Raw genomic sequence first — 12,075 nt, forward strand, 5'->3', positions numbered from 1 at the left:
TATGCTGACCGGATGACGAGCTCCTCCGTCCTCCCCCCGCCTGCCGCCCGTCCCTCGCGTGTCGAGGCCCTGCAGATGAAGGCCTACCGCGGGCTCGCGGCCCTCGGCCAGGCGATGCCCGTTGACCGCGACGAGTATCCGCAGTGGACCATGACGGTCCGCGCCACGTGGCTGCTCGCCCCCCGGCTGCGTCGTCTCACGTTCGCCGCGGAGGAGTTCCGCACGTTCACCCCGCAGGGCTGCGACGAGTACTTCGGGCTGCTCACCCCGCCCCCGGGGCGGGCGCTCGTGATGCCCGATCCCGCGGCGCTCAATGCGCGGCGAGCGGTCGGGCGGATCCCCGAGGACGTGCGGCCGGATCTGCGGTGGTACACGGTCGCCGAGCACCGGCCCTCCGTCGGTGAGATCGACGTCGACGTCGTCGTGCACGACCATGCGGGCCCCGCCGGCACGTGGGCGCGCACCGCACGTCCGGGCGACGTCGCCGGCTTCCGCACCGGGACGGGCGCCTATCGTCTGCCGGCGGCGGGGGAGTCGCACCTCGTGGTGGGGGACGAGACCGCAGTCCCGAGCATCGCCGCCGCCCTCGCCGCGCAGCGTCGCACGCCGCGCGGGGGCCGGATGGACGTCGTCCTGGAGGTGCCCGGCCGTGACCACGTCCCCGCCCTCGAGGTCCCGGAGGGCGCCACGCTCACGGTCCTGCACCGCGGAGACGCCGTGCCGGGCGCCCTGCTCACGCCGCACCTCGAGGACCTCCCCGCCGCGCCCCGCGACCACGTGTGGGCGTGCGGCGAGCAGTCGCTCGCGACGGCGGCGCGGCGGGTGATCGTCCGCCGCGGCATCGCACCGAAGCGCGCGATCATGTTCAGCGGCTACTGGCGGGTGGACGGCCCGCGGCTCTGATCCCGTCCGACGGTCGGCGTCCGTGCTCCGAGCACGAGGCCGACCGCACGCCCCGGAACGACGAAGGGCCCCTCCGCCAGGAGGGGCCCTTCGTGTGTGGAGCGGATGACGAGATTCGAACTCGCGACCTCCACCTTGGCAAGGTGGCGCTCTAGCCAACTGAGCTACATCCGCCTGAGTCGATCCTCACGGATCGTCTCCGTGCGCGATACTGGGTTCGAACCAGTGACCTCTTCCGTGTCAGGGAAGCGCGCTACCGCTGCGCCAATCGCGCTCGTCCACCTCCGAGGAGGTGGTGAACATGCCGCCACTCCCGGTCGGAGAAGCCTGCGAGGTCGGGACGGGATTCGAACCCGCGTATACGGCTTTGCAGGCCGCTGCCTCGCCTCTCGGCCACCCGACCAGGGGTGAAGGTTGAGCGAGCGGATGACGAGATTCGAACTCGCGACCTCCACCTTGGCAAGGTGGCGCTCTAGCCAACTGAGCTACATCCGCGTGTCGGTGCCGCCGGGATCCGCTCGTCCGAGCCGCTCACCTGCGTTTTCCAACGAGAAAGAACTCTAGGCCATCTCCGCCCGGATGCAAAATCGGCGTCCGGAGGCGTGTCGGGCCACCCCGTCGGGGGTCCGCGGACCCTGCCAGAATGGCTGACCATGACCCAGCCACGCCTCGCGCATCAGACCCCCCACGGACGCATGTACGCGCGCTCCCTCTCGGGCCTGCCCGAGGTCCCGTCCATCACCACCGTGATCGGCATGGAGAAGACGGACCTGGACGGCTGGGTCGGGTGGATGGCGGCCCAGTCCGTGACCCAGGATCCGCGCCTGGCGGAATCGGTGGGCTCCGCTGCCCGCCTGAAACAGGTGGCCCGGCAGTCCGCCGACGCCGCGGCCCGCTACCGGGACGCCGCGGCCGAGCGCGGGGACCGCGTGCACGACTATGCCGAGCAGGTCGCCCAGCGCGCCCTCGGCCGTCCCCACACCATGGCGGAGGCCCGCGCGCGCCTGATCGAGCACGGTGAGGGTGCCTACGCGGACCGCTTCGACGAGTGGTGGGACCTCTACGACGTCCGGCCGATCGCGGCCGAGATCACCGTCTGGAACCACACGGTGGGCTACGCGGGCACCCTGGACCTCGTCGCCCGGATCGGCGGCCGGCTGTGTCTGATCGACTACAAGACGAAGGGCACGGGGCGGGACGGACGGGTCAAGGCGCTCGACCCCAAGGTGGTCATGCAGCTGACCGCCGGCCTGAAGGCGGAGGAGTCCCTCGTGGACCCCGAGGCCGGCACCTGGGAGGAGTGGCGACACGGCCAGGCCGAGATGCTGCTCGGCGTCGCCCTGGGGGAGACCGAGGTCGCCGTGCACCAGGCCAACCCTGGCGTGCTGCCCCGCCACTGGCACAAGTTCTGGGCCCTGCGCCAGGTCTGGAAGCACGCGCAGGCCGTGGACGACGCCGGCCCCGCGCTCCGCCTCATCGGCCCGCCTCCGCCGTCGGTCCCGGCGTCGGCGGCCACCGGCCTGCAGGCCGTGCGCGCCGCGGCGTTCGGCGGCGGCTCCCACGCCGCCCCGGACGCGGCGCCCGACGGGTCGTCGTCGCGCCCGGCGTCCGCCGCCGAGGGCGGCGATAGGGTGACGGCGTGACCGTCCTGCCCGTCCGCACCGTCCCCGACCCCGTCCTGCGCACCGCCGCGTCGCCCGTGCCCGCGGGGGCGGACGTGCGCGCCCTGATGGCGGACATGATCGAGACGATGCACGCCGTCGGGGGCGTGGGCCTGGCCGCGCCCCAGGTGGGCGTGGGCCTGCGGGTCTTCGTGTTCGACGTTGCCGGCGTCGCCGGGCATGTGGTCAATCCCGTGCTCGAGACCGCCGGGCAGGCGCTGCGGGAGCCGGGCGAGGGGTGTCTGTCCGTGCCCGGGCTGCGCTACCACCCGGCGCGCGCCGCGGAGGCCGTCGTCCGCGGCACCGACGTGGACGGGAACCCGGTGGAGCACCGGGGGACCGGCCTGCTCGCCCGCTGCCTCCAGCACGAGACCGACCACCTCGACGGGATCCTCTACGTCGACCGCCTCGACGGCGAGGAACGCCGTGAGGCCCGCCGCCGCATGCGCGCCGGCGAGGTGGACCGCGCCGCTCGCCGCATCGGGGCCGCGCGCGCGGCCGCCGTCAGCTCGGTCTTCGGCGCCCCCGCCGCCCCCGCCGCCGGAACAGGAGCCGCCCGATGACCGCCCCGACGCCCCTGCGCGTGCTCTACGCCGGCACGCCCGAGACCGCCGTGCCCGTGCTGCGCGCCCTGCTCGACTCACCCCACGAGGTCGTCGGCGTGCTCACCCGGCCGGACGCCCCGGTCGGGCGCCGGCGGGTGCTGACCCCGTCGCCGGTCGCGGTCGTGGCCGAGGAGGCCCGCCTGCCCGTGCTCAAGGCCGACCGACTCCGCGGACCCGAGGGCGCCGATGCCCTCCAGGCGATCCGCGCCCTCGAGGCGGACGTGGCCGTCGTCGTCGCCTACGGGGCGCTCGTGCCCGCCGAGGCCCTGCAGACCCCCCGCCACGGCTGGCTCAACCTGCACTTCTCCGCGCTGCCGGCCTACCGCGGCGCCGCCCCCGTCCAGCGCGCCGTGATGGCAGGGGAGACCGAGATCGCCGCCGACGTGTTCCAGCTCGAAGAGGGCCTGGACACCGGACCCGTCTTCGCCCGACTCACCCGCCCCGTCGCGGCCGACGAGACCGCCGGGACCGTGCTCACCGACCTCGCCGAGCGCGGCGGCCCGCTCGTGATCGACGTGCTCGACCGCCTGGCGGACGGCACCGCGACGGCCACGCCCCAGCGCGGCGAACCCACCCACGCGCCGAAGCTCACGGCCGCAGACGGCCTGGTGGACCCCGCCCGCCCGGCGGCCGAGGTGGCCGCCCGGATCAACGGCGTCACCCCCGAGCCCGGCGCCTGGGGCTGGCTGACCGCCGACGACGGCGCCGCCCCGGCCCGTTTCAAGCTCGACGGCGTCGCCCCGGTCAGCGCCGGCGACGACGGCTGGCCCTCCGCCCTCGATGCCGCGGCTCCCGGGCAGATCCTGGTGGCCGCGAAGGCCGCCTGGCTGCGCACCGCCGGCGGGGCCGTCCGGCTCTCCCGAGTCCAGCCGGCGGGCAGGAAGCTGATGCCGGCCGCCGACTGGGCGCGCGGCGCCGCCGCCGGGGCCGCGCTGCTGGCCGGGGAGGCGCTCGCCCACCACGAAGAACAGGCCCGCCGGGAGGCCGCCGCCCGGGCGGCGGCACGCGAGGCCGCGCGGAACGCCACGGCACAGGACGAGGAGGCGCGCGCATGAGCCGCGAGAGACAGCCAGGACAGGGCCGGGGCGAGCGAGGGGCCCGCGGAGAACGCGGCCGCGCACCCCGGGCGGACTCCCAGGACCGCCGCGACGCGCAGGGGCGCACCCGCAACCGGGGTCGCTCCGGCGCCGGACGGAAGTACTCGGCGCAGGCGCCGTCGCAGCGCTCCCGCACCGCCGACCCGGCGCGCCGCGTCGCCTTCGGGGTGGTCCGCTCCGTCCACGCCGAGGACGCGTACGCGAACCTGGTCCTCCCGGCGCGCATCCGCCAGGCCCGCCTCGACCGGCGCGACGCGGGCTTCGCCACCGAACTCGCCTACGGCACCCTGCGCGGGCTCGGCCTGTACGACGCGATCCTGACCCGCTGCGTGGACCGCCCGCTCGAGAAGATCGACCCACCCGTGCTCGACGCCCTGCGGCTCGGCGCCCACCAGCTGCTGGGCATGCGCGTGCCCGCCCACGCCGCCCTCGACGCCACCGTCTCCCTCGTGCGCGCCGAGATCGGGGCCGGCGCCTCCGGGTTCGTGAACGCGGTGCTGCGTCGGGTCGCCGAACGCCCCCTCGAAGAGTGGCTGGCCGACGTCGCCCCCGCCGACGGCGGCGACGCCGCCCTGGCCGTCCGCACCTCGCACCCGGTGTGGATCGTCCGCGCGCTGCGCCAGGCCCTGGCCGCCCACCGCGGCACCCGCCACATCGCCGACCGCGACGCCGAGCTGGCCGCCCTGCTCGAGGCGAACAACGCCCCGCCCGTGGTCAACCTCGTCGCCCTGCCCGTGGCCGGCGGGGCCGAAGCGCTCGCCGCGGCCCTCGACGACGGCGCCGAACCCGGGCCGCTGGCCCCGGACTCCGCCCTGCACTCCGGCGGCGACGCCGGCCGCCTGCCCGGGGTGCGCGAGGGCGTGCTCCGCGTCCAGGACGCCGGCTCCCAGCTCACCGCCCGCGCCCTGGCCCAGGCACCCGTCCCCGCGGCCGAGGGGCGGGCCGAGCGCTGGCTCGACCTGTGCGCCGGCCCCGGCGGCAAGGCGGCCCTGCTGGCCGCCCTCGCCGCCGAGCGGGGTGCGACGCTCGTGGCCAACGAGGTCGCCCCGCACCGCGCCGACCTCGTCCGGCAGGCACTCGCCGCCGTGCCCGCCGGAGCCTGGACCGTCCGGGCCGGGGACGGCCGCACGATCGCCGACGCCCCCGAGGCGGCCCCGGCGTTCGACCGCGTCCTCGTGGACGCCCCCTGCACCGGCCTCGGTGCGCTGCGCCGCCGACCCGAGTCGCGCTGGCGCCGCACCCCGGCCGACCTCGCCGAGCTCACCGGCCTGCAGGCCGAGCTGCTCGACGCGGCGGTCTCCGTCCTCGCCCCCGGCGGCGTGCTCGCCTATGTCACCTGCTCCCCGCACGTCGCGGAGACCGTCGTCCAGGTCCAGGACCTCGTGCGCCGCCACCCCGAGCTGGAGGTGCTCGACGCCCGCACCGCCCTCGACACCGTCGCGCTCGACGACCTGCGCCTGGACGAGGCCGAACCCGCCGGCGCGCCGGAGCCGGCCGATGTGGTCGCCCGCACGGCCCAGCTCTGGCCGCACCGGCACGGCACCGACGCCATGTTCCTGGCCCTGCTGCGCGCCCCCGGCGCCTGACCGAGAGGACCCGCCCATGACCGCCCGCGCCCCGCGCCTGCACCCCTCGATCCTGTCCGCGGACTTCGCCCGCCTCGCCGACGAGCTGGCCCGCATCCCCAGCGCAGACGCGGTGCACGTGGACGTCATGGACAACCACTTCGTCCCGAACCTCACCCTCGGCCTGCCCGTGGTCGAGGCGATCCGACGCGCCACGGACCTGCCGCTGGACCTCCACCTGATGATCGAGGACGCCGACCGCTGGGCGCCCGGCTACGCGGAGGCGGGGGCCGAGTCCGTGACCTTCCACGCCGAGGCGTCGGCGGCGCCCGTCCGACTGGCCCGCGAGCTGCGCGCGGCCGGAGCGAAGGCCGGCATGGCGCTGCGGCCGACGACCGCGGTCGAGCCCTACCTGGACATGCTCCCGGAGCTGGACATGCTCCTGCTGATGACCGTGGAGCCCGGTTTCGGGGGGCAGGCGTTCCTCGACGTCGTGCTGCCGAAGATCCGCCGGGCCCGCCGCGCCCTCGACGGCGGGCCCGCCCCGCTGGCCCTCCAGGTCGACGGCGGCGTGAACCGGGAGACCATCGAACGCGCGGCCGAGGCCGGGGCCGACGTGTTCGTGGCCGGCTCCGCCGTGTTCGGCGCCGAGGACCCCGACGCCGCGCTCGTCGGCCTGCGCACCGCCGCCGCCCGCGCCTGCCACTGAGCCCGGCGACGCGGTCGCCCGGCGTCGTCCGGCGACGTCCGGCATGCGCGGCCGGCCGGGCGTGCGATACTGCTGGACAGCAACGTGCTCCGAGATGCGGTGGAAGTCCGCACCGGCGGTGACAGCCCGCTAACCGCGCGGCCCGTCCTCATCCGAGGCGGTGCCGAGCGGCCTGACCGGTGGAATTCCGGTGCCGACCGTACAGTCGGGATGGGAGAGGCACGCGGCGGAGCCGTTCCGCGCCCTGCGCGGGAGGGCTGCGGAGCGCACCCCTCGGAGTCCCGATCCGAGGAGGTGGCGTCACGGTCATGGACTGGCTGGTGGACGCGTTCAACTGGACCATCCCGGTCGCCGGCGGCGGCCTGCTCATGCGCGAGGTGCTGGGCAACGTCTTCGGCCTCGCCTCCGCCCTGGGCGGCATGGCGCGCAGGGTCTGGGCCTGGCCCGTGGGCATCCTCGGCAACCTCATCCTGCTGACGGTCTTCCTCGCCTCCCTGTTCACGGGGGCCGATCACGCCACCCTGCTCGGTCAGGCCGGCCGACAGGTCATGTTCATCGCCGTCTCCGTCTACGGCTGGGCGCGCTGGCGTCAGGCCCGCCGGGGCCACGCCGAGGACGCTCCCGCCATCACCCCGGAGTGGGCCGGCTGGCGCGGGCGCGTGTTCCTCGTGACGGCCATGGCGGTCGGCACCGTCGCCCTCACCCCCGTGTTCCGCGCGCTGGGTTCGTGGGAGCCGGTGTGGGCGGACGCCTGGACGTTCGTGGGATCGCTGCTGGCGACCTACGGCATGGCGCGCGGCTGGGTGGAGTTCTGGCTGATCTGGGTGGCCGTGGACGTCGTCGGCGTGCCCCTGCTGTGGAGCACCGGCTACTACGCCTCGGCCGTGATGTACGCCTTCTACGGCGCCTTCACCCTGATCGGCTTCTTCGTGTGGCTGCGCGCCACAGACCGGGACAAGCCCGCCGTGGAGACGCTGCTGCCGGACGGCCCCGAGGGGGACGTCGCCCGATGAACGCCGCCGAGACCCCGTCCGCCGACCCCATGGACCTCGCCGTCGGCGCCGCGCTGCGCGGCGTGCGCGGCGCCAACCCCCTCGTCGGGGCCGTCCTGACCGACGCGGCCGGCCGCATCCTGGCCGTCGGGCACCACCGCGGACGGGGGACCGCCCACGCCGAGGTCGACGCCCTGACCCGCTGGCGGGCCGCCCGCGCCGCGGATCCGGCCCTGGCTGCCCTCGACCCCGCCGGCCTGACGCTGCACGTCACCCTCGAGCCCTGTGACCACACCGGCAGCACCGGCCCCTGCTCGCAGGCCGTCCTGGACGCGGGGATCGGCGCACTGCGCTACGCCGTCGCGGACCCCACCGGCCACGACGGCGGCGGCGCGGCCCGCCTCGCCGCGCACGGGGTGCACGTCACCGGCCCCACCGGCGAGGCGGCCGCCCTCACGCTCACCGCCCGCTGGCGCGAGGTCCGCGACGCAGGCCGTCCGTGGGTGACCGGACACCTCGCCCAGTCCCTCGACGGCCACGCCGCGGCCGCCGACGGCACGAGCCAGTGGATCACCGGCCCGGACTCCCGCGTCCACGCCCACGAGGTGCGCTCCCGCGTCGACGCCATCGTCGTCGGCACGGGGACCGTCCTGGCCGACGACCCCCGCCTCACCGCCCGTGACGCCGCCGGCGCCGAACTCGCGCACCAGCCCGTGCCCGTCGTCCAGGGTCACCGGCCCGTGCCCGACGGCGCCGCCCTGCGCACCCACCCGGTCCTGCTGCACGTGCCGGACCACGACCCGCACGCCGTCCTCGCCGCGCTCGCCGCCCATCCCGGGCCCTGGCCCCGCAGCGGGGACCGCCCGGCACACGTGCTCATCGAGGGCGGGCCGCGCGTGCTCGGCGCGTGGCTGCGCGCCGGCCTCGTGGACGAGCTCATGGTCTACACCGCGCCCCTGCTGCTCGGCCCGGGCCGCGCCGCCGTCGCGGGCCTGGACGTCGCCACGCTGTCCGAGGCACTGCGCTGGCACCCCGACCCCGCGGAGGGCGGCCCCGTCCGTGCCCTCGGCGACGACGTCTGGACCCACCTGAGCCCGGTGCCGGCCCCGCGCCTGCCCACCGCCCCCGCCCCGACCCGTTTCCAGGAGGACTGAGTGTTCACCGGCATCGTCACCCATCTCGGCACCGTCGTCGCCCTCGAGCACGACGCGGCCGCCGACACCGCCCTGCTGACCCTCGACGCCGGCGGCGCCCTCGACGGGCTGCCCGCCGGCGGCTCGCTCGCCGTCGACGGCGTGTGCCTCACGGCCCTCGACGAGCCCACGGAGCGCCCCGGCGTGTTCCGTGCCGACCTCATGGGCCAGACGCTGCGCATGACCAGCCTCGGCGACCGCGCCCCGGGGGACCGGGTCAACCTCGAGCGCTGCCTGCGCCCCACCGACCACCTGGACGGGCACGTGGTCCAGGGCCACGTGGACGGGACCGGCGAGGTCCTCGCGGTCACCCCGCACGGGGCCTGGACCACTCTGCGCATCGGCCTGCCCGCCCGCCTGGCCCGCTACGTCCCCGCGCAGGGGGCCATCGCCCTGCAGGGCGTCTCCCTCACCGTCACCGCCGTCTCCGACCCGGGCGCGGCCGCGCACTGGTTCGAGGTCGGCATCATCCCGGCCACGCTCGAGGCCACCACCCTGGGCGCCCTGCGGCCGGGCGACCGCGTCAACCTCGAGACCGACGTGCTCGCCCGGTACGCCGAGCGTCTCGCGCTCATCCCGTCCGCCCCCGCCGCACCCACCGAGGAGGCCCGCCCGTGAGCGAGCACATCCGTCTGGACCCCGTCCCCGCGGCGATCGCCGCGATCGCCGCCGGCCGGCCGGTCGTCGTCGTGGACGACGCCGACCGCGAGAACGAGGGCGACCTGATCTACGCCGCCGCCCTGGCCACCGACGAGGTCACCGCCTTCACCGTCCGCCACACCTCGGGCGTCATCTGCGCGCCCCTGCCGGCCGGCCTGGCCGACCGCCTGGCCCTGCCGCCCATGACCACCGTCAACGAGGACCCCAAGGGCACCGCCTACACCGTGTCCGTCGACGCCGCCGCCGGCGTCACCACCGGCATCTCCGCCGCCGACCGCACCCGCACCCTCCGCGTGCTCGCCGACCCCGGTGCCGCCCCCGGCGACCTGACCCGGCCCGGTCACGTGTTCCCCCTGCGCGCCGTCCCCGGCGGCGTCCGGGCCCGCCGCGGCCACACCGAGGCCGGCGTCGAGCTGTGCCGCCTGGCCGGCGTCGCGCCCGTGGCCGCCATCGCCGAGCTCGTCCACGACGACGGCACCATGATGCGCCTGCCCGCCCTGCGGGAGTTCTCCGACGAGCACGGCCTCGTGCTGATCTCCATCGAGGACCTCGTGGCCCACCTGGAGGAGACGACGCCGGCTCTGACCGCCGTGCCCGCCGAGGCCACCCTGCCGACCCGGCACGGCCTGTTCCGCGTGAGCGTGCACGTGGACGCCGAGACCGGGGCCGAACACCTGCTGCTCGTGGCGGGGGAGACCGACCCGGAGCGTCCCCTCACCGTCCGCGTGCACTCGGAGTGCCTCACCGGCGACGTCCTCGGCTCCCTGCGCTGCGACTGCGGCCCCCAGCTCGAGGACGCCCTGGCCCGCGCGGCGACCGAGGGCGGCGCCGTCCTCTACCTCCGGGGCCACGAAGGACGCGGCATCGGCCTGGCCAACAAGATCCGCGCCTACCGGCTCCAGGAGGAGGGGATGGACACCGTCGAGGCCAACCTCGCCCTCGGTCTGCCCGCCGAGGCGCGCGACTGGGCCGGGGCCGCCGCCGTCCTCACGGCCGCCGGCCATCGGCGCATCCGCCTCGTCACCAACAACCCCGCGAAGGTCGCGGGGCTGCGGGCGGCCGGCATCGACGTCGTCGAGCGTGTCCCGGCCCCCACGCCCGTCACCGAGCACAACGTGGTCTACCTGCGCACCAAGCGGGACCGCATGGCCCACGCCCTGGCGGACCGCGTGCTCGAACCGCCGACGGCCACCGGCGGCCCCGCCACGCCGGCCGATGACCCGACCACCGACCCGACCCACCCCACCCACCAGGAGGACACCCCATGAGCGGCGCCGGAGCCCCGACCTTCACCCCCGACCCCGCCGCTGCGAGCGGCCTGAACGTGGCGATCGTCGCCGCCCAGTGGCACACGGAGATCATGGACGGGCTGATCGCCGGGGCGCAGGCCGCCGCGGCGGATTTGGGCCTGGAAACCGTGCTCGTGCGCGTGCCCGGCACCGTCGAGCTCACCGTCGCCGCGGCGCGGCTGGCGGAGCGATTCGACGTCGTCGTGGTCCTGGGCGTCGTGGTGCGCGGGGACACCCCGCACTTCGACTACGTGTGCCAGTCCGTGACCCAGGGCGTGACGGAGGTCTCGGTGCGCACAGGCGTTCCCGTGGGCTTCGGCGTGCTCACCGTGGACACCGAGCAGCAGGCCCGCGACCGGGCGGGCCTGCCCGGATCCCGCGAGGACAAGGGCCGCGAGGCCCTCGAGGCGGCGGTGCTCACCGAGCTCGCGCTGCGCTCGGTCACGCCGCGGGACTGAGGGTGGCCGGGCGGGGCTGCCTGCTGGGTCGGCTGCTCTCGACGTGGACCCTGTCCCCGGGGCCGGTGGGGTGATCGCAGGCCGGTCAACCGGGCCCGTCCGGAACGCCGGCAGCCCCGCGCCGTCATGGATGGGGTCGGCCGGAGGGCGCGGGGACCCGACGATAGAGGCGGAGACGCGAAGCCCCCGCCCTTCGTCTCGCTCGCGGCATCCACAGCTCGTCGTCCACTGCCCCGACCGTCAGGGCGGGCCGTTGACCCCCAACGCGTTCACCGCCGCAGACGGGTGATCTATGCGGCCCGCCCCGCCTCGGACGACTGCGTCGGGGTGCACGGAGCCTGCCGCAGCGTGGCCGCGTTCAAACAGTCCATGGCCCTGCTGGGAGCTGCGCGAGACCGGGCTGCTGCTCACCCCCCTGGTGCCGGCCCGCTCCATCGTCCCCGGTGCACGTCTGGCCTGCGACTGGCTGGGCCACTATGAGAAGCGCGAACCCGTCGCCTCCGCCTACGCCGACCTGGCCGGCCTCATCTTCGAAAGGATCACCGCATGAACGAGAAGCAGCTTGAGCCCGACCTGAGTCTGCGAGCACAGCGACGCAAGCCCACCCCGGCCCCCCAGACCCCGGCTCCCGGAGCGGTGATCCCCGCAGAACCGGCAACGACCTCGGACCCGGCCGGTGGGTATGCGCCCCTGGCGCGGCGTGGGGCGCCGACCGTGGCCCTGAACGTGCGAGTGCCCGAAGCGATCCGCGACGCGGTGCGTCGAGAGGCCGCCACGAACCCGGCAACGCCCAGCCAGGCCGCGGTCATCGAAGCCCTAGGGCGTGTCTGAGAATAGATGCACGAGTCAGCTGAGACCCTGGGGACATGTCCCGGTTCCAGATGCTCTCTGACACCCAATGGGAGTTGATCGCCCCGATGCTCCCGACCCGGACCGGCCGCGC

Annotated in this window: 13 protein-coding genes, 4 tRNA genes and 1 riboswitch; of the genes, 13 read left to right on the forward strand and 4 right to left on the reverse strand. The window is 75.9% G+C overall.

Annotated features, from left to right (window positions below):
* The first annotated feature begins 12 nt into the window (after window positions 1-12).
* Complete coding sequence (locus tag O3T09_RS11140; protein WP_049147987.1) at window positions 13-903, forward strand: siderophore-interacting protein; 891 nt, start codon at window positions 13-15, stop codon at window positions 901-903.
* 97 nt (window positions 904-1,000) lie between these two features.
* Here the strand turns inward: O3T09_RS11140 and O3T09_RS11145 are convergent.
* From O3T09_RS11145 to O3T09_RS11160, 4 genes are all read right to left on the reverse strand, one after another.
* Window positions 1,001-1,077, reverse strand: a tRNA-Gly gene (locus tag O3T09_RS11145).
* Window positions 1,078-1,105: 28 nt separating this feature from the next.
* A tRNA-Val gene (locus tag O3T09_RS11150) sits at window positions 1,106-1,177 on the reverse strand.
* Window positions 1,178-1,235: 58 nt separating this feature from the next.
* A tRNA-Cys gene (locus O3T09_RS11155) sits at window positions 1,236-1,306 on the reverse strand.
* A gap of 18 nt (window positions 1,307-1,324) precedes the next feature.
* Window positions 1,325-1,398, reverse strand: a tRNA-Gly gene (locus O3T09_RS11160).
* Between the two features lie 158 nt (window positions 1,399-1,556).
* Between O3T09_RS11160 and O3T09_RS11165 the strand changes: the two genes are divergently transcribed.
* The 12 genes from O3T09_RS11165 (at window position 1,557) to O3T09_RS11220 (ending at window position 11,963) form a co-directional block, all read left to right on the forward strand.
* Window positions 1,557-2,546: a cytochrome gene (locus O3T09_RS11165; RefSeq protein ID WP_073115356.1), complete on the forward strand. Its 990-nt coding sequence runs from the start codon at window positions 1,557-1,559 to the stop codon at window positions 2,544-2,546.
* Window positions 2,543-3,127 (forward strand): peptide deformylase, encoded by a 585-nt coding sequence (gene def / locus O3T09_RS11170; RefSeq protein WP_073115354.1) that lies wholly within the window; start codon window positions 2,543-2,545, stop codon window positions 3,125-3,127. The genes O3T09_RS11165 and def overlap by 4 nt, the downstream gene beginning before the upstream one ends.
* Window positions 3,124-4,224 (forward strand): methionyl-tRNA formyltransferase, encoded by a 1,101-nt coding sequence (locus O3T09_RS11175; RefSeq protein WP_144818458.1) that lies wholly within the window; start codon window positions 3,124-3,126, stop codon window positions 4,222-4,224. Before def ends, O3T09_RS11175 begins: the two co-directional genes overlap by 4 nt.
* On the forward strand, window positions 4,221-5,852 hold the full coding sequence (locus O3T09_RS11180) for an RsmB/NOP family class I SAM-dependent RNA methyltransferase (protein ID WP_144818460.1): 1,632 nt from the start codon (window positions 4,221-4,223) through the stop codon (window positions 5,850-5,852). Before O3T09_RS11175 ends, O3T09_RS11180 begins: the two co-directional genes overlap by 4 nt.
* Window positions 5,853-5,868: 16 nt before the next feature.
* Window positions 5,869-6,540, forward strand: a complete 672-nt coding sequence (gene rpe, locus O3T09_RS11185; RefSeq protein WP_036340795.1) for a ribulose-phosphate 3-epimerase — start codon at window positions 5,869-5,871, stop codon at window positions 6,538-6,540.
* Between the two features lie 81 nt (window positions 6,541-6,621).
* Window positions 6,622-6,766, forward strand: a riboswitch (FMN riboswitch).
* 82 nt (window positions 6,767-6,848) lie between these two features.
* Window positions 6,849-7,553, forward strand: a complete 705-nt coding sequence (gene pnuC, locus O3T09_RS11190; RefSeq protein WP_004167571.1) for a nicotinamide riboside transporter PnuC — start codon at window positions 6,849-6,851, stop codon at window positions 7,551-7,553.
* On the forward strand, window positions 7,550-8,686 hold the full coding sequence (gene ribD / locus O3T09_RS11195) for a bifunctional diaminohydroxyphosphoribosylaminopyrimidine deaminase/5-amino-6-(5-phosphoribosylamino)uracil reductase RibD (RefSeq protein WP_144818462.1): 1,137 nt from the start codon (window positions 7,550-7,552) through the stop codon (window positions 8,684-8,686). The genes pnuC and ribD overlap by 4 nt, the downstream gene beginning before the upstream one ends.
* Window positions 8,687-9,343: a riboflavin synthase gene (locus O3T09_RS11200; RefSeq protein WP_010078770.1), complete on the forward strand. Its 657-nt coding sequence runs from the start codon at window positions 8,687-8,689 to the stop codon at window positions 9,341-9,343.
* Window positions 9,340-10,653 (forward strand): 3,4-dihydroxy-2-butanone-4-phosphate synthase, encoded by a 1,314-nt coding sequence (gene ribB / locus O3T09_RS11205; RefSeq protein WP_144818464.1) that lies wholly within the window; start codon window positions 9,340-9,342, stop codon window positions 10,651-10,653. The genes O3T09_RS11200 and ribB overlap by 4 nt, the downstream gene beginning before the upstream one ends.
* Entirely contained in the window at window positions 10,650-11,132 is a 483-nt protein-coding gene (ribH, locus tag O3T09_RS11210) for a 6,7-dimethyl-8-ribityllumazine synthase (RefSeq protein WP_144818466.1), read from the forward strand. Before ribB ends, ribH begins: the two co-directional genes overlap by 4 nt.
* A 418-nt stretch (window positions 11,133-11,550) precedes the next feature.
* Window positions 11,551-11,682 (forward strand): hypothetical protein, encoded by a 132-nt coding sequence (locus O3T09_RS11215; protein ID WP_020624531.1) that lies wholly within the window; start codon window positions 11,551-11,553, stop codon window positions 11,680-11,682.
* Entirely contained in the window at window positions 11,679-11,963 is a 285-nt protein-coding gene (locus O3T09_RS11220; RefSeq protein ID WP_122054294.1) for a hypothetical protein, read from the forward strand. Before O3T09_RS11215 ends, O3T09_RS11220 begins: the two co-directional genes overlap by 4 nt.
* Window positions 11,964-12,075: the final 112 nt, after the last annotated feature.

The sequence above is a fragment of the Micrococcus sp. H39-S4 genome (assembly GCF_027158145.1).
In the GTDB taxonomy this organism is placed as follows: Bacteria; Actinomycetota; Actinomycetes; order Actinomycetales; family Micrococcaceae; genus Micrococcus; species Micrococcus luteus.

Coding starts and splice junctions, on each gene's coding strand:
- O3T09_RS11140 (WP_049147987.1), top strand. CDS start 13: ATGACGAGCTCCTCCGTCCTCCCCCCGCCTGCCGCCCGTCCCTCGCGT.
- O3T09_RS11165 (WP_073115356.1), top strand. CDS start 1,557: ATGACCCAGCCACGCCTCGCGCATCAGACCCCCCACGGACGCATGTAC.
- O3T09_RS11175 (WP_144818458.1), top strand. CDS start 3,124: ATGACCGCCCCGACGCCCCTGCGCGTGCTCTACGCCGGCACGCCCGAG.
- O3T09_RS11180 (WP_144818460.1), top strand. CDS start 4,221: ATGAGCCGCGAGAGACAGCCAGGACAGGGCCGGGGCGAGCGAGGGGCC.
- rpe (WP_036340795.1), top strand. CDS start 5,869: ATGACCGCCCGCGCCCCGCGCCTGCACCCCTCGATCCTGTCCGCGGAC.
- pnuC (WP_004167571.1), top strand. CDS start 6,849: ATGGACTGGCTGGTGGACGCGTTCAACTGGACCATCCCGGTCGCCGGC.
- ribD (WP_144818462.1), top strand. CDS start 7,550: ATGAACGCCGCCGAGACCCCGTCCGCCGACCCCATGGACCTCGCCGTC.
- ribH (WP_144818466.1), top strand. CDS start 10,650: ATGAGCGGCGCCGGAGCCCCGACCTTCACCCCCGACCCCGCCGCTGCG.
- O3T09_RS11220 (WP_122054294.1), top strand. CDS start 11,679: ATGAACGAGAAGCAGCTTGAGCCCGACCTGAGTCTGCGAGCACAGCGA.